This is a genomic window from Sphingopyxis sp. (genome assembly GCF_965279755.1).
GTDB lineage: Bacteria > Pseudomonadota > Alphaproteobacteria > Sphingomonadales > Sphingomonadaceae > Sphingopyxis.
The window spans coordinates 2,021,923-2,039,230 of record NZ_OZ257261.1 but is presented as its reverse complement, the minus strand read 5'-3'; the positions used below and the strand labels follow the sequence as shown (position 1 = coordinate 2,039,230).

Sequence of the window (17,308 nt, the reverse complement as noted above, 5' to 3'; positions counted from 1 at the left end):
TCACCGTCCCTGCAATATCTGCCCCAGCAGCACGCGCAGCGCCGGGGTCACCGCCGCCAGACCGCCGGCGACAACCGCTTCGCCGACCGCCTCGCGCGTCAACGCCGTCGGCCGATCGCGCAGGCAATGCCAGAACAGGGTCGCCAGCTCGCCCAGCCCCAGCCGGCCTTCGGCTGCGCGTTCGACCAGCGCGAACAGCGGGCCCAGCTCCGCCTCGGCCGCAACCAGCGCGGCAAAGCTCGGGCGCAGCACATGCACGGCCTCGCCGACGCGCAGTTCGGCCTCGCCGCGCAGGCCATTCGCCGCGCTCACAGGCTCACCACCGCGCCGCTCGATTCCAGATTCAGCGTATATTGGCGCTCGCCATTATAATCGCCTGCATAGTCAAGGCGCGTGACCAGAAACCGCCCGCGCAGCCGTTCGCCGCTCTCGAAGCTCAGCTCATAATCGTCGATCGTGCCCGCCAGCGCATGGCCGCGCAGCCGCACCTCGGCGGCGGACCCGGTGAAGATGCCCGCCGCGCTGACCGAAACCGACCGCACCCCTGCCCCCGACAGCAGCTCGCGCCAGCCGCCCGAATCCTTGGTCGTGACGTTCACCGCCTCGCCGTTCACCGCCATCTGCGTCGTGCGCAGCCCGGCCACGGTCGCAAAGGCCGGCGGCGCCTCGCCGTTGCCGATCTTCAACAGAAAGGCACTCCCATTCTCGATTGCCATCGTCTAATCTCCTCGACACAAAAAAGTTTCTGCAAATTGGGGAGTCGCAGGATGCTGATTTTGAGTATGGCTCTGGCCGCCATGGCGCCCGCACCGGCCGGCAACGTCGACACGACGCGCAACGCCTTCACCAAATGCCTTCGCGGCCACCTCAAGAAATCGCTCGAGGCGAAGATGGGCGAGGCCGAATATGAAATGTCGCTAAAGGGTGCGTGCGATACCGAGCGCGAAGCCTTCCGCGCCGCCGTCACCGCCGCCAACCGCGCGGGCGGCGACAATGCCACCGACGCCGCCGACAATGCCGAAATGCAGGTCGAGGATTATCACGCCGGCTTCACCGACAAGTTCAAGGATTATTCCTCGACCAACACGATGCCCGGCGACGATTGAGCCACATGCCGAGCCGACGATTGTCGGCTTTGGAGTGGAACGCGGACGTCCTCTAGAGCGCCGTCTTTGTCGCCTTCGCCTTCCTCTGCATGAACGCCACCGGGGCAGCGATCAAAAGCGCACCCATTGCTGATGCAATAATACGCGGACCGTTCGGTAAAAATCCAAGCACGGCCAGATGTAGCACCGGTAGTGCGAACAGGTAGGTCAGCACCGCATACGCCTTCGCGCGCCAAAGCAAGGCGAGGCCTACCAAGCATGAGGCAAACGCTACTGCGCCTGCTACAAGAGCGATGAAATTCATGACCAGATCATAGCCGAAAGTAATATGTCCGCAATCGGTCGTTAGCTGTCACCCCACGCGTCGCTAACCCGCCAGACACCGGCACCGCACGACCACCTCCTGCCGCCACCCGCCTTCGCGGGCAAAGGCAAAGCGCGTCCGCACCACGCACGCGCCGACGATCGCCCATACGTCCGCCGGCCCGCGCAGGCTGCCCACGGCCCGTTCGATCCCTGCCGCCGCCTCGTCGGCGCGGCTTTCGCCTGCACCGAACAGCGTCACCGTCAGCCGCACTTCGCGCCCCGGCCGGTCCTTGGTGCCCCAGCCGCTGCTCTCGGCCCCGCCGACCACGATATAGGGCGCCGTAACACGCGGCGGGTTGCCGTCGAACACGCCATGGACGCGCCCAGCCAGCGCCTCGTCCGATACCAGCAGCGCAAGCACGCGCGCGCGAACCGCCTGCTCGGCCGTCTTCATCGCCCGCCGCCCAGCGTCATCCGGCGCCACGGTTGCCAAAGCGCCGCGATCGCCGCCGGGGGCGCCGCGCCGCCGCCGTCGCGCGCTTCGTGCAAATGCTGCGTCATGCGCAGGATGCCCTGGCGGATCGCCTCGGGAATCCCGTTCGCCTCCGCCGCCATACCGGCGCGACAGGCGATCCGCGCCCGCGACGCCGCACCGCGATCGTGGATGACGATCGTCGCGCTGCCATCGCGCGCGATCGTCACCCGGTATCCGCTCTCGGCCAGCACCGTCTCGCTGCCGTCAGAGGCCAGCAACGCCACCGCATCGACCGCGACCACCGGCCGCACACCGAGCCTGATTGCGCCGTCGCCCAGCGGCACCACCTCCCCGGCCTCGCGCACGATCAGCCATTGGCCGATAAACGCCTCGCAGACGTTCGTCGCGGCACGGATCAGCTGCGCGACGACCGCATCGTCGATCGTCGCACCCAGCCGCAACCAGCCGCGCGCCTCGTTCAGATTGACCGGAGCATCGCCCGGCACGGCGCTTTCCGCCATCATCTCTCCTCCACCCGCACGCTGATCGATCGTTCGTCGATCTGCCCGTCGCCCATCGTCACCCGGTTGGTCACGCGGTACACATGCCCGGCGATGCCGCCGGTCAGCGTCGCGGCGGCGTCGGTCAGCCCGTGTCCCGCCGCGGCGACCGTCAGCCCGTCCGCTTCGTCGGGGACGACGCTCCACGCGCTCGCCATTATCGTCTGCCCGTCGGGATAGGCGGTGCTCCATTCGAACGCATGGTCGATCCGCGACCCTGGATCCTTCAGCATCATCGTCATCGTCATTCCCTCCGCTCAGGGTTTGCGGACGACCGCACGGCGGTCCCTGTCGCGCGTCACCACCATGGCGCCCGCCACATCCGGCGCCGGACCGCCCCATTCGCTCGCCATCTCGCGCCGCGCGACGTCGCCCAGTGCGCGCGATCCCAGTGCCTCGCCGCCGATCATGCCGCCGCCTCGATCGCGGCAATCCGCGCGTCCTGCCCCGCGATCAGGAACAGCGCGAGCTGATCGACACGGATGCCGAAGCGTCCGCCGGGCGTTTTGCTGTCGCTGTCGCCTTCGTCCTCCCATGCATCGTGGCACAGAAAGGCATAGCGGCTGTCGGGCGGCGTCTCGCCATCCAGCGGATCGATCAACCCCTCGTCGGCCATGATCGCCCAGACCGCCTGCGCGCGTACGCCGAAGTGCAGCCGCGCACCATCGGCGCCCTTTTCGGCGATCGCATCGTTCCAGCGATAGAAGCCCAGCGCGGCGGTGATGCGCTGCGCCGCGCGGATTTCGGCCGCGCTCGCGCCGTCGCGCCAGCTCTTTTCGCGCGCGTCCGACGTGTTGATCGTCCCCGTCCCGGCATAGAGCGTCGCCATACGCAGCGACGCGCTGCCGATGTTGCGCGAATTGTCATAGCCGGGCAGCCAGTGGCCGCCCGCATCGAAGCGCAGCGCCTCGGCGGCATTGACATCGAACGCAACGAAATCGGTGCCGATACGGATTCCGTCGCGCCCTGCCGACGCGCCCGCGACATTGAACAGCCCCAGCACATTGGTGTCGGCGTAGAGGTAAAGCGACTGGCCGCCCGCGCATTCGAACCGCGCGGCGTCGCCCGCGCCGGCTGCGCGCACATGCAGCGGCGCGGTGATCGCACCGCCGAGCGCGTAACGCCCGTCGGCGCCGCGATACGCCAGGCTCGACAGCGGGATATTGACCCAGCCGTCCGACCGGCGCGCGGTGACCATATCGCCCGCAGCGCCCGTCGCGACGCTCTCGTGCATCGTCGATAGCGGTTGCTTGCCCGCAATCGCACTCGCCGCCGCGTCGGCCTCGGCCGATGACGTAGCGAACCATTCGGCGGTCACGGTCAGCGCCAGTGTCTTCAGCCCCGGCGAGAAATCGACGCGACCGCCACCGCTCGACGAGGCGGCGATGCTGTCGCGCACCAGCCGCCCGGCGCCGTCGATCCGGCCGGTGCCGGTCTCCCACTGCGCCGGCTGCGCGATCCCCGCGATCGCATAATGAAACAGGGTCTCGGCCGGAACGGCGTCGGCGAAGCGGCGATGGCCGGGCACCGCGCCGGTCGGCGTCAGCGGCCCGGTCCCGCCCTCCTGGCACGTCTCGCGCACCAGATCGGCGAAAAAGGGGGTCGGCATGGCAAGGCCATCCTTTCGAAATGTCGGAAAGTCGGGAAGAAGTCGGCGCCCGGCCCGATCCCGAAAGGGAAGGGAGCATGGACCGGGCGCCCTCGCGCACCAGCGCTGCTTAGCTGGCGGCGAACTTCATCAATTTGATCGCCTGTGAATCGATGATCGCACCGCCCACCCTTTTGGTTGCATAGAAATGCACAAAAGGCTTGTTGCTGAACGGATCGCGCAAGATCCGCGTCTCGCCGCGATCGGCGACGAGGTAACCGGCGCGAAAATTGCCGAACGCGATCGACAGGCTGTTCGCGCCGACGTCGGGCATATCCTCGGCCTCGACCACCGGATAGCCGAGCAAGGTCGCCGCCTGCCCCTCGACCATCCCCGGCTGCCAGATGAACGCGCCGTCGGTCGTCTTGAACTTGCGGATACGCGACAATGTGTCGCTGTTCATCACCCAGCACGCCCCCTGCCGGTACGGCGCCTTCAGCGAATGGACCAGCTCGACCAGTTTGTCCTGCGGGTTCGATGCCGGAAAGGCGCCCGCGGTCCCCGTCGCCAGATATTGCAGCGACCCGAAGGCACGCACGCTGTCGACCTCGTTCGTCGCCGTATAGGTCAGGAAGCCCTTGGGCCGGTTCGTACCGTTGCCGTTCACGAAGGCGCTGCCTTCCGCCACCGCGAACTCGCGGCCGAGCTGCTCGGCCAGCCAGTCCTCGACATTGAACATCGCATCGTCGAGCATCGCCTGGCTCGCCGCCGGATTGGCGTAGAGCTCGCCCGATGGCGGCGCGATCTCGGCAAAGCTGCGCGTCGCGGTCTCGGGCCGCGCCGCGGTCTCGCCGACCCATCCCGTACCGAACGATCCCGTCGCGACCAGCTTGCGGTATCCGCTCGTCCCCGTCTGCACGACCGTCGCGATGCTGCGGATCGGCGACAGCGTCTTCAGCGTCGCCGCGATGCTCCCGTCGATCTCGCGCGGCACCGCATAGCCGCCCTCGCCGGCACTCGCCCCCGACAGGCTCTTCATCTCGACGCCGGCATCGATCCCGCGCCGCAGGTAGCGATCAACAAAGGCCTCGCGCGCCGGATCGGCCGCCTTCGCGCCGTCGAGCGGCAGCCGCGACGCCGCCACCGCCTGCGCGTCGACCTGCGCCTTCAGCGCCGCAACCGACGCCTTCAGCTCATCGACCGCCTCGGCCGCCAGCACCGCATCGAACGCCCCGTCGAGCGCGTCCGCTTTCACTTCCATATCGTCCATGCTTGTCACTCCTTCACCACCTGAATCACCCGCGCCAAAGGTTGCATCGGCGCCGCCACAAGGCTCACCTCCGCCAGATCGAGCGCCACCAGCTCGCGCGGATTGTCGCCGCGTGAACCCCGCACCCGATATCCAAAGCTCAGCCCCGTCAGCGCGCCGCGCGCGACCAGCTTCGCTGCCGCTGGATGCGTCACCCGCGCCACGACGCGCAGTCCCCGCGCATCCTCCGCCAGCATCTCGATCGTCCCCACGACAGCTCCCGGCCGATGCTGCCACAGCAGCGGCACCGGGCGCCGCTCGCGCAAGCTCGCCGCAAAGGCCCCGCTGCGCACGACGTCGCCGCCGCGGTCGACGCGGTCGAACACCGATGCATAGCCCGCAAAGCGCACGCTCACTTCAGCAGCCCCGGAAGCCCCAGCTTCATCGCCAGCCCGACGACGAGCAGCGCCAGCATTCCGCGCACCGCCCAATCGACGATCGCCGCCCACACGCTCTTCTTCGCATCGCGCCACGCGCCGAGCAGCTGCCGCAAATCGCTCACATCATCGCGCGCCGCCTCGTCGGCGAGGCCGAGCCGCGCGAGCGCCCGCCGCGCCCCCAGCTCGCTCGCTTCCTCGACGACTGCGCGCAGCAACGCCGCATCAGGCGCACCGGGCGCTCCGGCCGCACTCGTCCCCGCCAGCGCGATCAGCCGCGCCAGCGCTTCGTCTTCATCCATCGCCATTCTCCAATATCGTCATCCCGGACTTGATCCGGGATCCACAGCAGCGCCGAAGTCATGGACCCCGGATCAAGTCCGGGGTGACGACGCGATCTAGGTCACCCCCAACAGCGCCTTCTTCTCGTCCGGGGTCAGCCAGTCGGCCGCCGACACCTCGCGCCACAGCGCCATCCGGTCCTCGGCCAGCGCCGGCACCTTATCCAGATCGACGCGCAGCTCGGCCCCGTCGAACCAGCCGCGCAACCCCTGCGAAATCGCCCCCAATATCTTTGCGCACAGCGGCAGCACCGTCAGCCGCCACAGTGCGCGGTTCGCTTCGCGATAATTGGCATAGGTCGCGTCCCCGGGCAGCCCGAGCAGCATCGGCGGCACCCCGAACGCTAGTCCGATCTCGCGCGCGCTCGAATCCTTCAGCGCCAGAAAATCCATCTCGGCCGGCGACAGCGACAACGCCTGCCATCTGAGCCCGCCTTCGAGCAGCAAAGGCCGCCCCGCATTCGCCCCGCCCGCAAAGCTCTCGGCCAGCTCCTCGCGCAGCCGATCCACTTGCTCCGCCGACAAGGGCATCCCCTTGTCGCCCGGATCATGCACCAGCGCTCCCGAAGGCCGCGCCGCATTCTCCAGCAACGCCGCGTTCCACTTGGCCGCTGCATTATGCGCCGCGATCGCACCCGCAGCGGCACCCAGGCACCCCGCGCCATAATGATCGTCGAGCGGATGCAGCGCCTTCACATGCACCACCGCGACGCGCGCCGCGCCGTCCTCGGCCGGCAGCACCGCCGCCGACCCGCCGGCCTTGTAGCGATAGGCCACCGGCCACCCGCGCGCATCGGCCTCGACCGTCACCCGCTCGGGCCGCAACGCAAACAGCTCAGCCGGCGCCCCCGCCCCATCGGTCAGGATCTGCACATAGCCATTGCCGTGCAACAGCAGCTGCGACGCCAGCGTCTCGACCAGACCCTGCCCGCCCGACGGCGCGGCCACGAGCGCCGCCAACGCCGGATCGCTCGCCACGACCGGCGCGCTCCCCGCAGCCTCGGCCACAAGCCGCACCGCCCGCTGCACAATCGCATTGGCGAGATACCCCTCGCGCACCTGCGCCTCCCAGCTCATCGGCGCCGGCGCCGACCAGCTCCCATACACACGCGACAAAGCAGGCCGCGCAGGCACCTGCGCAGCCTTGCGGCCAAACCAGTTCATGATGTTCTCCTGCGTGCTTCGTTTCGCTCGACGGCCTGAACCGTTATCTCGTCACCCCGCGCCTGACCCGCGGCCCACCTATTCCGCTCGTTCGTCATCCCGGACTTGATCCGGGATCCACAGCAGCGCCGAACTCATGGCCCCCGGGTCAAGCCCGGGGTGACGGCGGATAATGAACTTTATGGGCTAGCCAAGTCGTCCCGAGGTCGTTTCGACCGCAGATAATCTCGAATGCGGAATGCAATAACGACGGCAAGACCAACGCCGATAAGCGCCGTAACAACATCGTCGCCGAGCCATTTGTCTATGGCCCGCCCCGCAATAAGCGTCAGACAGATCAGCGTCAGTTCTTGTTACCAATTCATCGCGTTAACTCCGCTGAATATCGGGATGATATGCCCAGATCGACGAATGACCGCAACTCGGCAAATCAATCCAGGATCGCGCACTCGGATATCTCCGTCCCGAATATTCCAGCCGCGCCCCGCTCATATTCCTCGCACCAATAATTATATCCCGACCTCAAGTCATAAGTCGCGCTGGACTTGCCGAGCAATTCGGTGACGCTGTTGCAAAAGGTGGCCTTGCTGAATGGCATATGTTCGACGACGGCTTCCCCATATTCATCGATCAGCGCGATATGGACGATGCAATCCCCTCCAATCGTTTCGACTAAAAGAACGACAGCTTTGCAGTTCCCTATCTTCTCGGCATGCTTCACGAGCCATATCTGGCCAGCCTCGACATCGAAATCACGGTTCACAGATCGTCCTTTCAATGCCGGTCCATAATTTCCGGATCCACGTGGTGTAGCCAGCCTCCGCTCGCTATGAAAGCCGGCTACCAGTCTCAAAACCGCCGCACCCCCGGCCCTTTCCCCTTCCGCCGCCCCTCCAGCAAAGCCGCAAACACCCCGCATGCACCACCTGCCTGCGCTCATAGGCGATGGCGACCGGCTCCGCGCGCCGCGCCTTGCCGACGCTCGCATCCCCCGGGGCGCACGCGCGCCTTTCAGGCCGTCCGGCAAGGTCTCCGTCCCCCGACAGCCTAGCTTGGGTCGATCAGCCGTAACATCACGCTGGTATCGTCGATGCGATCGACGGCGAACAGAAGGGACGGATTTTCCTGTCCACCGATAATCCGGAAATATTCCTTGCCATCCCGAATGTCCTTCGCCCTGCCACCGTGCTTCATGGCGCGAAAAAACTCTTCCACACAGCTTCTGTTCGGGAAGCCGATGACGAGCTCCTTCGTTCCCGCGCCGAACGCGGTCGGTTCGCCGCCAAGAATCCTGGCCTCCTCGCAAATGTCGATGTGAAACAAGGCTTCGACAGCCGCGATGGTCTTCACATTCTCGAAGCGATCGCCTGGCGCCGAGCATCCTGCCACAAGGGTAGGCAAGATCGCGATCAGAGCTGCCATCGAATGTCTCATTCGCCCCCCAAGGCCAGCGTTGTCCGCCATGTAGATTCAATCTCTTGATGCGGTAAAGCTCAAACCACCCGCACCCCCGGCACCTTCCCCTTCCGCAGCGCGTCCAGCAAAGCTGCGAGTGCCCACACGCAGGCATCCGCCCGATCGGGCGACCGCCCCGGCCCCGCATAGCCGCCGCCAACCTGCAATCCGCAAAGCTGGTCCTCCAGCGCCGCAAATACCCCGGCATGCACCACATCGCCGCGCTCGTAAGCGATCGCCACCGGCTCCGCCCGCCGCGCCTTGCCGACGCTCGCATGCACCGGCACCACCGGCAGCGCGCAGTCGGCCTGGCGCAGCGTGCCCTCGACCATCTCGCCCCCCATATTGCTCTCGGCGACGATCCGGTCGGCGCCCCAGCGCGCCGCCGCACTCGCGACCGCCTGCGCCCACACCGTCGGCGGCGGATTGTCGACGCTGGCATCCTCGACCACCGCGAGCCGCCCGTCGCGCAGCAACGCCGTGACGACGATCCCGCACGCATCGCCATGGCTCGTCGCAGGCGGATCGACGCCGATGATCACCCGCACGGGCTTGCCGATGCTGTCGGCATCAACCCGACACCGCTCGACCAGCCCGCGCGTCCACAGCGCGCCTTCGACATCCTCGAGCAATTCGCCGTCGAGCTCCTGCCGTCCCAGCCGCGTCCCGCCATAGCTTTCCATCATCGCGACGACGAAATTGTCGGGCAAATGGGGATTGTCGCGCGTTTTCCCCAGCGTCTCCACCATCCCCGGCGCCATCGTCACCCGTGCCATCGCCGCGTTGACGCGCGGCGTCGTTGTGACCAGCGCGCGCGGTCGGTCGCCAAGCCGCAACCCCATCATCAGATTGTCCCACGCCGCCTCGCCGCGCCGCCATTTGGCAAGCTCGTCGCACCAGGCGAAATGATGTTCGGGCCCACGCAGCTCCTCCCCCGCTTCGGCGGAATAGAGCGTCGCGACCGCCCCGCTCTCAAAGACAAGTTCGCGCCGCGCGTTCGTCCAGCGCGGTTCTTCGCCGCCACGCGCGACCGCGAGCAGACCGCTCGGTCCCTCGATCATCACCCGGACCCCGTCCGGCTGCGTCGCCGCGACGAGCGCGATCCGGGCCTCGGGCCAGTCGCGCGCAATCTGGCTGACCCATTCCGACCCTGCGCGCGTCTTGCCAAAGCCGCGCCCTGCCCGGATCAGCCAGATGCGCCAATCGCCCGAAGGCTCGCGCTGCCCGTCATTCTCGAACCCGTACCAACGCGTCGCCAGCTCGGCTTTCTGCGCAGGCGTCAGCCCGCGCAAAATGAAGCACAATTCTTCGCGCGTCATATCGTCGAACTCTTTCGTAATATGGTCCGACACGATCCGCAGTTCGGCTGCGCTCTTGCTACTCCCGGCCTTCACGGATTGTCCCCGTCGTCGATCGGGCGCGCGACCAGCTCGCCACCGTCGACGGTTGCCGAGCGCCGCGCCCGCTGGCGCTTGACCATCGCGATCCGCTTGAGCAGGACCGCATCGGTCTCTTCCTGCGTGGCGATATGCCGTGCCTGCGGCCGCCGCCGATAAGCGGCGCCCTGCTGGACACTCCGCCGATGCTGATTCAGAAGCCCGATCGCCTGTTCGACGGACATTTTTTCGACCGGCTCCTCGCGCTCGTCGAGTTCGATCTCGCCCACCACCTCCAGCGCGCGCCGCAACAAGGCAGTCTCGAGCCGTTCGAAACCTACTCGCAGCGCCTCCTGCCAGCCATGTGCAAAGGCCGGGTCGCGCTGACGCAGTACATAGGCGCTACGATCCCCCATACCCGCGGCTTTGTGGGCCCTCGTCACGTTGCAGCTATGCGCCAACTCGGCAAGAAAGGCCGCGCGCCGGACCTTGGTCCAGCTTTGCGGCTTTGCCTTGCGCCGTTGAAGCGGGCCTGTCTGGAATGCCGCGATTTCATCCTCTCCCTCACAATCCGCCATAGATCGCACCCCAAAAACATTCGGGCCGGAACACCCTTCCGCAACGGAAAGGCGCCGGCCCGACTCGCAATTCTTCATGATGGGATGCTTGTGCCATAATAGCGTGACGATGTCAATAAAAAATAACCTATATGGTTATTATTCGCAGAACATCGCGCTGCCGCGCCCCTAAAACCATCGCGTCACATCAGTGTCATAGGCGGGGAATAGCTGGTCGCCATTCCGACTCCGGGGGACCACCGATGAATGCCACGACCGCCAACGCCGCCGACCTCGCACCCGTCGATCGCCCCGATCTCGACAAGGGCCTCGGCGCCGCGGGCAATATCGGCTTTGCCGCCGCGATCCTCGCCGCGCTCGGCTATGTCGCCTACAGCGTCTTTGCCGACGCCGCCGCGGCCGGGGTCCATGCGACCGCGTTCCTGCCGTTCGCGCTGCTCTTCCTCGCGCTGCTGATCGCGCTCGGCTTCGAATTCGTGAACGGCTTCCACGACACCGCCAACGCGGTCGCCACGGTCATCTACACCAATTCGATGCCCGCCAATTATGCCGTCGTCTGGTCGGGCTTCTTCAACTTCCTCGGCGTGCTGCTCTCGACCGGCGCGGTCGCCTTCGGCATCGTCTCGCTCCTCCCCGTCGAACTGATCCTGCAGGTTGGATCGAACGCGGGCTTTGCGATGGTCTTCGCGTTGCTCATCGCCGCGATCGTCTGGAACCTCGCGACCTGGTATTTCGGCATCCCCTCCTCCTCCTCGCACACGCTGATCGGTTCGATCATCGGCGTCGGCGTCGCCAATGCGATGCTCCATGGCAAAAGCGGCACGGCCGGTGTCGACTGGAGCAAGGCGACCGAGATCGGCTATGCGCTGCTCCTCTCGCCGCTGCTCGGCTTCACCGTCGCGGCGCTGCTCTTCCTCGCGATGAAGGTGCTGATCCGCAACAAGACGCTCTATGAAGCGCCGCAGGGCAACACCCCGCCGCCGCTGTGGATCCGCGGCCTCCTCATCTTCACCTGCACCGGGGTCAGCTTCGCGCACGGTTCGAACGACGGGCAAAAGGGCATGGGTCTGATCATGCTCATCCTGATCGGCACCGTCCCCACCGCCTATGCGCTCAACCGCGCGGTGCCCGAGAAATATGTGCAGGAATTCGTCGTCAATTCGAACGCGGCGGAAGGCGCTCTCGCTGCGCACGGCGCCGGCGCTGCGCCGCCCGCCGATGCCACGCGCGCCGTCACCGCCTATATCGCCGACAAAAAGCTCTCGCCCGAAACCCTTCCGGCGCTTGGCGCGCTCATCGACAAGGTCGAAACGCAGGTCACCGGCTATGGCTCGCTCGCCAAGGTTCCTGCGGCGGCGACCGAGAATATGCGCAACGACATGTATCTCGCCTCCGAAGCGATCAAGCGGCTCGGCAAGGAAAAGACGCTGACCTTTACCCAGGCGGAAACCGAAGCGCTTACGACCTACAAGGGCTCGCTCGACAGCGCGACGCGCTTCATCCCGACCTGGGTGAAGGTTGCGGTCGCCTTTGCGCTCGGACTCGGCACGATGATCGGGTGGAAGCGCATCGTCGTCACCGTCGGCGAAAAGATCGGCAAGTCGCACCTCACCTATGCGCAGGGCGCCTCGGCCGAGCTTGTCGCGATGGGGACGATCGGCGCCGCCGACATGCTCGGCCTGCCGGTCTCGACTACCCACGTCCTCTCGTCGGGCGTCGCGGGGACGATGGCCGCGAACCGGTCGGGGCTGCAGATGGCGACGATCCGCAACCTGCTGATGGCGTGGGTGCTCACGCTGCCAGTCTCGATTCTGCTCGCGGGATCGCTATACGCGGTCCTGAACGCCATCTTCTAAAGGAGCCGCGCCACGGCCAGCAGGGGCGAACCGCCGGCCCCCGACTTCGGGGCGATCGTGATGCAGCCAGGGCTGATCTGGGGCTGCGCGCGCACGGCGGACGGCACCGCGCTGGTCGATGACTGCGACGATTGCGCCGACGCCAGCTTCCGCTGGTTCCACCTCAATCTCGCCGACGAGCGGACGCAGCGCTGGCTCGAACGGGCAACGAAGTTGCCCGAGCCCGTCCACGAGCTGATGCTCGCGCGCGACACGCATCAGCAAGTGATGGTCGAGGGCGGTATCGTCGGCCTCGTCCTCCAGGATTTCGAGCGCGAGTTCGACGTCGCGCAGACCTCGCAGATCGGCGCGCTCCACATCGTCATCACCCCGACGCTGATGCTCACCGGTCGCTATCACCCGATCCGCGCCGCCGACGTGATGCGCCAAAGGATCGCTGCCGGCTTTGACGTCTCCGACGGCGCCGATGCGCTCGGCCTCGTCATCGGTACGATGGTCGACGGGCTCAGCCAGCATGTCCACGCACTCTCGGCCGATATCCAGACCGCCGAGGACGAGTTTCTCAACGAGCGGATGAGCCCGGCGACGCGCGATCTCATCGCGGTGCGCCGCCGCGGTGCGCGGCTCCACCGCCTCGTCGCCGGGATGCGCGCCGCGCTCGTCAGGCTCGAACGCGATCCCGACCTGCCCGTGCTCTTTGCCCCCGTCGCCGAACGCCATGTCCAGCGCCTCCACGCGCTCGACACCGACGTCGCGAGTACGCAGGCGCAGCTCCGCCAGCTCCGCGACGAGCTCGACCTGCAGGCCGCGCAAAAGACCAACCAGAATCTCTATTTCCTGTCGGTGATCAGCGCGCTGCTGCTCCCCGCGACCCTCGTCACCGGCTTCTTCGGGATGAACACCGGGGGCCTGCCTTTCGCGCACACCGAAGCGGGGACTTTCGTCGCCGCCATCGCCGCGGTCGCTTCGTCGCTCGCGACCTGGCTGCTTTTGCGCCGTCGACCGTAATTTTCTTCCGTGCAGATTCAATCGCTTCGCGCGGCCGGACGATTAAATCGCATACGATTTAATCGCGCCCTATTGACCTCTGCCTTCGGCTGACCTAATTAAATCGCATCCGATCTAAACGGATCCGATTTAATCTCGAAAGGAATGACCAATGGCTGACAAAATCCTCTTCACCGGCACCACCCACGTCAAAGGCGGCGCCGAAGGCTATGCCCGCAGCGACAATGGTGTCGTCGATATCCAGCTCGCCGAACCGCATCCCGCTGCCGAAAATCTCTTCGCCGCCGCCTGGTCGGCCTGCTTCCTCGGCGCGCTCGGCCTTGCTGCCCAGCAGAAGAAGGTCGCGCTTCCCGTGACCCCCGAAATCGACACGACGATCGACCTGCTCCACAAGAACGGCGGCTTCGTGCTCCGCGCCCGGCTTGCCGTGCAGGTTCCGGGTGTCGACCGTGCCGTCGCGCAGGATCTGATCGAAGCTGCCCATGCGATCTGCCCCTATTCGAAGGCGGTTGCAGGCAACATCGACATCGACCTGACGCTCGCCGAACCCGCTCTCGCCTGACCCTCGCCTTGCCGGGCGGTGCCTTCGCGCGCCGCCCGGTTGGCAAGCGGGCCTTGCGATCTTATCGTGCGCGATGGAACGCACCCAAGGACCGACGATGACCCAGCCCGCCACCCCGAAGACCCCGCCGCTCAGCGACTATCTCTGCTTCGCCGTCTATTCGGCGAACCTCGCCTTCGGGCGCGCCTACCGGCCGATCCTCGAACCGCTCGGGCTCACTTACACCCAATATGTCGCGCTCGTCGCGCTGTGGGAGCAGGACGACCAGACCGTCGGCGCGCTCGGCGAAAAACTGTTCCTCGAATCGAACACGCTGACGCCGATCCTCAAAAAGCTCGAGCAGACGGGCTTTATCGAGCGCCGCCGCGACCCCGCCGACGAACGGCAGGTCCGCATCCGCCTCACCCCGAAAGGCCGCGACCTTCAGGACGAATGCATCGGCGAAAAGCTGATCGACGCGACCGGCCTCGGCGGCGATTTCGCCAAGGTGCAGCGGGCGATCGCGACGCTGCGCGACAATCTGCTGGAAACGGGCGCAGCCTGAACTGTTTCGGGCCTAATATTTCTCGGGCACATACATTTCGGGCGGGATCTCGTGCCGCGCATAATCGTCGTGCCGGACACGCTCGGGCAGGACGACTGCCGGCTTTTGAACCTCGCGATAGGGTATCTGCTCCAGCAGATGCGCGATGCAATTGAGGCGCGCCTTCTTCTTGTCGACCGCCTCGACCAGCCACCACGGCGCTTCTTCGATATGCGTGCGCTCCAGCATATCTTCCTTCGCGCGCGTATAATCTTCCCAGCGCCGCCGCGATTCGACGTCCATCGGCGACAGCTTCCACTGCTTCAGCGGATCGTGGATGCGCATCTGGAACCGGAACTGCTGCTCCTCGTCGGTGATCGAGAACCAGTATTTCAGCAGGATGATCCCCGACCGCACGAGCATCCGCTCGAACTCGGGAACCGACCGGAAAAATTCCTCGCACTCGTCCTCGGTGCAAAATCCCATCACCCGTTCGACCCCGGCGCGGTTGTACCAGCTGCGGTCGAACAGCACGATCTCGCCCGCAGCGGGCAGGTGCGGGACATAGCGCTGGAAATACCATTGCGACCGCTCGCGCTCGCTCGGCGCGGGCAGCGCCACGACGCGGCAGACGCGCGGATTGAGCCGCTGGGTGATCCGCTTGATCGCACCGCCCTTGCCAGCCGAATCGCGCCCCTCGAACAGCACCGCGACCTTCAGCCCCTGCGTCTGCACCCAGTCCTGCAGGATCACCAGTTCGTGCTGCAACCGGAACAGTTCGCGAAAATAGATGCGGCGGTCGATCGACTCGCGATCCGGATGCTCGGCCATGTCAGCCAGCAAACTCTCCAGCCTGCTCTCGTCCATTTCCATCTCCAGCTCCTCGTCGAAGCTGTCGGCGATTTCTTCCTTGATGCGGTCGAGGTCGGAAAGGCTGTCGTCCATCGCAAGGCTCCTTTGCCACAGCGCTATGGCGGCAAGATTGCCGTCCCGTGACAGCGCGGCGGTTCACAAAGGCGCCGCCGCTGGCTAGGCTCACCCTTCCAGACAACCGGAAAGATTTTCATGACCTTGCGCCTTGCCGCCGCCGCACTCCTCCTTACCGCCTCCACCGCTCCCGCCGCGGCGCAGGATATCAGCGCAGCGAACTTGACCCAAACCGTCCGGACGCTCGCCTCGGACCAGTTTCAGGGCCGCGCGCCCGGCACGATCGGCGAGGAACGTACGATCGGTTATCTGATCGGCCGGCTGCAGGCGCTGGGGCTCGAACCTGCCGGGACGAACGGCGGCTGGACCCAGCCGGTGCCGCTCCTCCACACCGCGCTCGGCACGCCGGCAAAGCTCGCCTTCGGCGGCAAGGGCACGGCGCCGTCGCTGGTGCAAGGCACCGACATCTACGTCTCGACGCTTCAGCCCAATGATGTGGCGAAGGTCGCCGACGCGCCGATGGTCTTCGTCGGCTATGGCGTTACCGCACCCGAACGCGGCTGGGACGATTTCAAGGGCGTCGACCTCAAGGGCAAGGTCGCCGTCTTCCTCATCAACGATCCCGACTTCGTCGCCGCGAAGGGCGAGGATGCGTTCGGCAAGTTCGGCGGCCGGACGATGACCTATTACGGTCGCTGGACCTACAAGTTCGAGGAGGCGGCGCGGCGTGGCGCGGTCGCGGCGCTGATCGTCCACGACACCGACGGCGTCGGCTATGGCTGGAACGTCGTGAAGAGCGGCGGCGGCGAGAATTACGGCCTCGTCGTTCCGGCCGAAAAGCAGACCAGTCTCGTGCTGCAAGGCTGGATTTCGGGCGAGACCGCCGCGAAGCTGTTCGCCGGTGCCGGGCAGGATTTGGCGAAACTCCGCGTCGCCGCGCGCCGCAAATCCTTCCGCCCCGTCGATCTCGGCACGACCTTCGCCGCCGAAGTTCCGGTGAAGCACGAAGTCGTGCAGAGCCAGAATGTCCTCGCCAAAATCCCCGGCGCCAAGCGCCCCGACGAGGTCGTGATGTATGGCGCCCACTGGGATGCCTATGGCGAAGGCAAGGCGGACGAACAGGGCCGCATCTACCGCGCGGGTGCCAATGACGACGCGCTCGGCGTCGCAGGACTGTTCGAAATGGCGCGGCTGTTCAGGGCCGCACCGCCGCCCGACCGCACGCTTCTCTTCGCCTTCTGGACCGCCGAGGAACGCGGCCTGCTGGGCTCCGAAGCCTATGCGCAAAATCCCGTCTACCCGCCCGAAAAGACCGTCGCCAACCTCGGCCTCGATATTCTCCAGACTGCGGGCAAAGCGAAGGACGTGATCCTCGTCGGCAAGGGGCAAGGCACGTTGGAGGACGATCTTGCGCGCGTCGCCGCCACGCAAGGCCGCACCGTCAGCGTCGAAAGCCTCCCCGAACGCGGCCTCTTCTACCGCGCCGACCATTTCAGCATGGCCAAACGCGGCGTTCCCGTCCTCCTCATGATGGGGATCGCGGGCGCGTCCGACCTTGTGACCGGCGGCAAGGAAGCGGGGCAGAAGTGGGTCGATGACTATACCGGCAAATGCTATCATCAGGCGTGCGATGCGTGGGATGCCAGCTGGAACCTCGATGGCGCGGTTCAGGATATTCAGATTTTTTACCAGATCGGTGATGAACTCGCCCGCTCGGCCAAATGGCCCGGCTGGAAGCCCGACAGCGAATTCAAGGCGATCCGCGATCGCAGCGCCGCTGCACGCCGATAGCAGGAG

Annotated in this window: 23 protein-coding genes; 6 read left to right on the top strand and 17 right to left on the bottom strand. The window is 66.2% G+C overall.

From position 1 onward, the window contains the following. Together ACQY80_RS10005 and ACQY80_RS10000 are read right to left on the bottom strand one after the other, a co-directional pair. Entirely contained in the window at positions 1-312 is a 312-nt protein-coding gene (locus ACQY80_RS10005; RefSeq protein WP_428678800.1) for a gene transfer agent family protein, read from the bottom strand. Further along, positions 309-716, bottom strand: a complete 408-nt coding sequence (locus tag ACQY80_RS10000; protein ID WP_428678798.1) for a phage major tail protein, TP901-1 family — start codon at positions 714-716, stop codon at positions 309-311. Before ACQY80_RS10000 ends, ACQY80_RS10005 begins: the two co-directional genes overlap by 4 nt. A 51-nt stretch (positions 717-767) precedes the next feature. Between ACQY80_RS10000 and ACQY80_RS09995 the strand changes: the two genes are divergently transcribed. Next, positions 768-1,106 (top strand): hypothetical protein, encoded by a 339-nt coding sequence (locus tag ACQY80_RS09995; protein WP_428678795.1) that lies wholly within the window; start codon positions 768-770, stop codon positions 1,104-1,106. A gap of 52 nt (positions 1,107-1,158) precedes the next feature. On the opposite strand, the gene ACQY80_RS09990 is transcribed toward ACQY80_RS09995, so the two are convergent. The 14 genes from ACQY80_RS09990 to ACQY80_RS09925 form a co-directional block, all read right to left on the bottom strand. Then, a complete protein-coding gene (locus tag ACQY80_RS09990) occupies positions 1,159-1,410 on the bottom strand; it encodes a hypothetical protein (RefSeq protein WP_428678793.1) in 252 nt (83 codons plus the stop codon). A gap of 63 nt (positions 1,411-1,473) precedes the next feature. Further along, on the bottom strand, positions 1,474-1,866 hold the full coding sequence (locus tag ACQY80_RS09985; RefSeq protein WP_428678790.1) for a DUF3168 domain-containing protein: 393 nt from the start codon (positions 1,864-1,866) through the stop codon (positions 1,474-1,476). After that, positions 1,863-2,408, bottom strand: coding sequence for a head-tail connector protein (locus ACQY80_RS09980; protein ID WP_428678787.1), 546 nt, complete (start codon positions 2,406-2,408; stop codon positions 1,863-1,865). Before ACQY80_RS09980 ends, ACQY80_RS09985 begins: the two co-directional genes overlap by 4 nt. Continuing rightward, positions 2,408-2,689, bottom strand: coding sequence for a hypothetical protein (locus tag ACQY80_RS09975; protein WP_428678785.1), 282 nt, complete (start codon positions 2,687-2,689; stop codon positions 2,408-2,410). The genes ACQY80_RS09980 and ACQY80_RS09975 overlap by 1 nt, the downstream gene beginning before the upstream one ends. Before the next feature lie 15 nt (positions 2,690-2,704). Further along, entirely contained in the window at positions 2,705-2,857 is a 153-nt protein-coding gene (locus tag ACQY80_RS09970; protein ID WP_428678782.1) for a hypothetical protein, read from the bottom strand. Further along, positions 2,854-4,056, bottom strand: a complete 1,203-nt coding sequence (locus ACQY80_RS09965; protein WP_428678779.1) for a tail fiber domain-containing protein — start codon at positions 4,054-4,056, stop codon at positions 2,854-2,856. The genes ACQY80_RS09970 and ACQY80_RS09965 overlap by 4 nt, the downstream gene beginning before the upstream one ends. A 109-nt stretch (positions 4,057-4,165) precedes the next feature. After that, on the bottom strand, positions 4,166-5,305 hold the full coding sequence (locus ACQY80_RS09960; protein WP_428678778.1) for a phage major capsid protein: 1,140 nt from the start codon (positions 5,303-5,305) through the stop codon (positions 4,166-4,168). Positions 5,306-5,310: 5 nt separating this feature from the next. Then, entirely contained in the window at positions 5,311-5,700 is a 390-nt protein-coding gene (locus ACQY80_RS09955) for an HK97 family phage prohead protease (protein ID WP_428678775.1), read from the bottom strand. After that, a complete protein-coding gene (locus ACQY80_RS09950) occupies positions 5,697-6,023 on the bottom strand; it encodes a DUF6127 family protein (protein WP_428678772.1) in 327 nt (108 codons plus the stop codon). The genes ACQY80_RS09955 and ACQY80_RS09950 overlap by 4 nt, the downstream gene beginning before the upstream one ends. 96 nt (positions 6,024-6,119) lie before the next feature. Continuing rightward, the gene (locus ACQY80_RS09945) at positions 6,120-7,226 is read right to left on the bottom strand and encodes a phage portal protein (RefSeq protein ID WP_428678769.1); all 1,107 of its coding nucleotides are present in this window, start codon (positions 7,224-7,226) and stop codon (positions 6,120-6,122) included. 430 nt (positions 7,227-7,656) lie between these two features. Further along, the gene (locus tag ACQY80_RS09940) at positions 7,657-7,989 is read right to left on the bottom strand and encodes a hypothetical protein (RefSeq protein WP_428678767.1); all 333 of its coding nucleotides are present in this window, start codon (positions 7,987-7,989) and stop codon (positions 7,657-7,659) included. A 284-nt stretch (positions 7,990-8,273) separates the two neighbouring features. Then, positions 8,274-8,648 (bottom strand): hypothetical protein, encoded by a 375-nt coding sequence (locus ACQY80_RS09935; protein WP_428678764.1) that lies wholly within the window; start codon positions 8,646-8,648, stop codon positions 8,274-8,276. Between the two features lie 71 nt (positions 8,649-8,719). After that, a complete protein-coding gene (locus ACQY80_RS09930) occupies positions 8,720-10,000 on the bottom strand; it encodes a DNA-packaging protein (protein ID WP_428685818.1) in 1,281 nt (426 codons plus the stop codon). A 71-nt stretch (positions 10,001-10,071) separates the two neighbouring features. After that, entirely contained in the window at positions 10,072-10,713 is a 642-nt protein-coding gene (locus ACQY80_RS09925; protein WP_428678762.1) for a hypothetical protein, read from the bottom strand. Positions 10,714-10,877: 164 nt separating this feature from the next. On the opposite strand from ACQY80_RS09925, the gene ACQY80_RS09920 reads away from it, so the two are divergent. From ACQY80_RS09920 to ACQY80_RS09905, 4 genes are all read left to right on the top strand, one after another. Further along, positions 10,878-12,491 (top strand): inorganic phosphate transporter, encoded by a 1,614-nt coding sequence (locus ACQY80_RS09920; RefSeq protein ID WP_428678759.1) that lies wholly within the window; start codon positions 10,878-10,880, stop codon positions 12,489-12,491. 60 nt (positions 12,492-12,551) lie between these two features. Continuing rightward, on the top strand, positions 12,552-13,499 hold the full coding sequence (locus ACQY80_RS09915) for a CorA family divalent cation transporter (RefSeq protein ID WP_428685816.1): 948 nt from the start codon (positions 12,552-12,554) through the stop codon (positions 13,497-13,499). Between the two features lie 151 nt (positions 13,500-13,650). After that, a complete protein-coding gene (locus tag ACQY80_RS09910; RefSeq protein ID WP_428678757.1) occupies positions 13,651-14,061 on the top strand; it encodes an Ohr family peroxiredoxin in 411 nt (136 codons plus the stop codon). A gap of 97 nt (positions 14,062-14,158) precedes the next feature. Next, positions 14,159-14,605, top strand: coding sequence for a MarR family winged helix-turn-helix transcriptional regulator (locus ACQY80_RS09905; RefSeq protein WP_428678754.1), 447 nt, complete (start codon positions 14,159-14,161; stop codon positions 14,603-14,605). A 12-nt stretch (positions 14,606-14,617) separates the two neighbouring features. Here ACQY80_RS09905 and ppk2 read toward each other — a convergent pair whose 3' ends face one another. Further along, positions 14,618-15,529 (bottom strand): polyphosphate kinase 2, encoded by a 912-nt coding sequence (gene ppk2, locus ACQY80_RS09900; RefSeq protein WP_428678752.1) that lies wholly within the window; start codon positions 15,527-15,529, stop codon positions 14,618-14,620. A gap of 120 nt (positions 15,530-15,649) precedes the next feature. Here ppk2 and ACQY80_RS09895 point away from each other — a divergent pair, with 120 nt between their 5' ends. Beyond that, positions 15,650-17,302 (top strand): M20/M25/M40 family metallo-hydrolase, encoded by a 1,653-nt coding sequence (locus ACQY80_RS09895; protein ID WP_428678750.1) that lies wholly within the window; start codon positions 15,650-15,652, stop codon positions 17,300-17,302. Positions 17,303-17,308 lie beyond the last annotated feature (6 nt).

What these genes read in the sequence shown, in the direction of transcription:
- ACQY80_RS10000 (WP_428678798.1), bottom strand. Translation starts at nt 716, where the DNA reads ATGGCAATCGAGAATGGGAGTGCCTTTCTGTTGAAGATCGGCAACGGC.
- ACQY80_RS09995 (WP_428678795.1), top strand. Translation starts at nt 768, where the DNA reads ATGCTGATTTTGAGTATGGCTCTGGCCGCCATGGCGCCCGCACCGGCC.
- ACQY80_RS09990 (WP_428678793.1), bottom strand. Translation starts at nt 1,410, where the DNA reads ATGAATTTCATCGCTCTTGTAGCAGGCGCAGTAGCGTTTGCCTCATGC.
- ACQY80_RS09985 (WP_428678790.1), bottom strand. Translation starts at nt 1,866, where the DNA reads ATGAAGACGGCCGAGCAGGCGGTTCGCGCGCGCGTGCTTGCGCTGCTG.
- ACQY80_RS09980 (WP_428678787.1), bottom strand. Translation starts at nt 2,408, where the DNA reads ATGGCGGAAAGCGCCGTGCCGGGCGATGCTCCGGTCAATCTGAACGAG.
- ACQY80_RS09975 (WP_428678785.1), bottom strand. Translation starts at nt 2,689, where the DNA reads ATGACGATGATGCTGAAGGATCCAGGGTCGCGGATCGACCATGCGTTC.
- ACQY80_RS09970 (WP_428678782.1), bottom strand. Translation starts at nt 2,857, where the DNA reads ATGATCGGCGGCGAGGCACTGGGATCGCGCGCACTGGGCGACGTCGCG.
- ACQY80_RS09965 (WP_428678779.1), bottom strand. Translation starts at nt 4,056, where the DNA reads ATGCCGACCCCCTTTTTCGCCGATCTGGTGCGCGAGACGTGCCAGGAG.
- ACQY80_RS09960 (WP_428678778.1), bottom strand. Translation starts at nt 5,305, where the DNA reads ATGGACGATATGGAAGTGAAAGCGGACGCGCTCGACGGGGCGTTCGAT.
- ACQY80_RS09950 (WP_428678772.1), bottom strand. Translation starts at nt 6,023, where the DNA reads ATGGATGAAGACGAAGCGCTGGCGCGGCTGATCGCGCTGGCGGGGACG.
- ACQY80_RS09945 (WP_428678769.1), bottom strand. Translation starts at nt 7,226, where the DNA reads ATGAACTGGTTTGGCCGCAAGGCTGCGCAGGTGCCTGCGCGGCCTGCT.
- ACQY80_RS09935 (WP_428678764.1), bottom strand. Translation starts at nt 8,648, where the DNA reads ATGGCAGCTCTGATCGCGATCTTGCCTACCCTTGTGGCAGGATGCTCG.
- ACQY80_RS09930 (WP_428685818.1), bottom strand. Translation starts at nt 10,000, where the DNA reads ATGACGCGCGAAGAATTGTGCTTCATTTTGCGCGGGCTGACGCCTGCG.
- ACQY80_RS09925 (WP_428678762.1), bottom strand. Translation starts at nt 10,713, where the DNA reads ATGAAGAATTGCGAGTCGGGCCGGCGCCTTTCCGTTGCGGAAGGGTGT.
- ACQY80_RS09920 (WP_428678759.1), top strand. Translation starts at nt 10,878, where the DNA reads ATGAATGCCACGACCGCCAACGCCGCCGACCTCGCACCCGTCGATCGC.
- ACQY80_RS09915 (WP_428685816.1), top strand. Translation starts at nt 12,552, where the DNA reads ATGCAGCCAGGGCTGATCTGGGGCTGCGCGCGCACGGCGGACGGCACC.
- ACQY80_RS09910 (WP_428678757.1), top strand. Translation starts at nt 13,651, where the DNA reads ATGGCTGACAAAATCCTCTTCACCGGCACCACCCACGTCAAAGGCGGC.
- ACQY80_RS09905 (WP_428678754.1), top strand. Translation starts at nt 14,159, where the DNA reads ATGACCCAGCCCGCCACCCCGAAGACCCCGCCGCTCAGCGACTATCTC.
- ppk2 (WP_428678752.1), bottom strand. Translation starts at nt 15,529, where the DNA reads ATGGACGACAGCCTTTCCGACCTCGACCGCATCAAGGAAGAAATCGCC.
- ACQY80_RS09895 (WP_428678750.1), top strand. Translation starts at nt 15,650, where the DNA reads ATGACCTTGCGCCTTGCCGCCGCCGCACTCCTCCTTACCGCCTCCACC.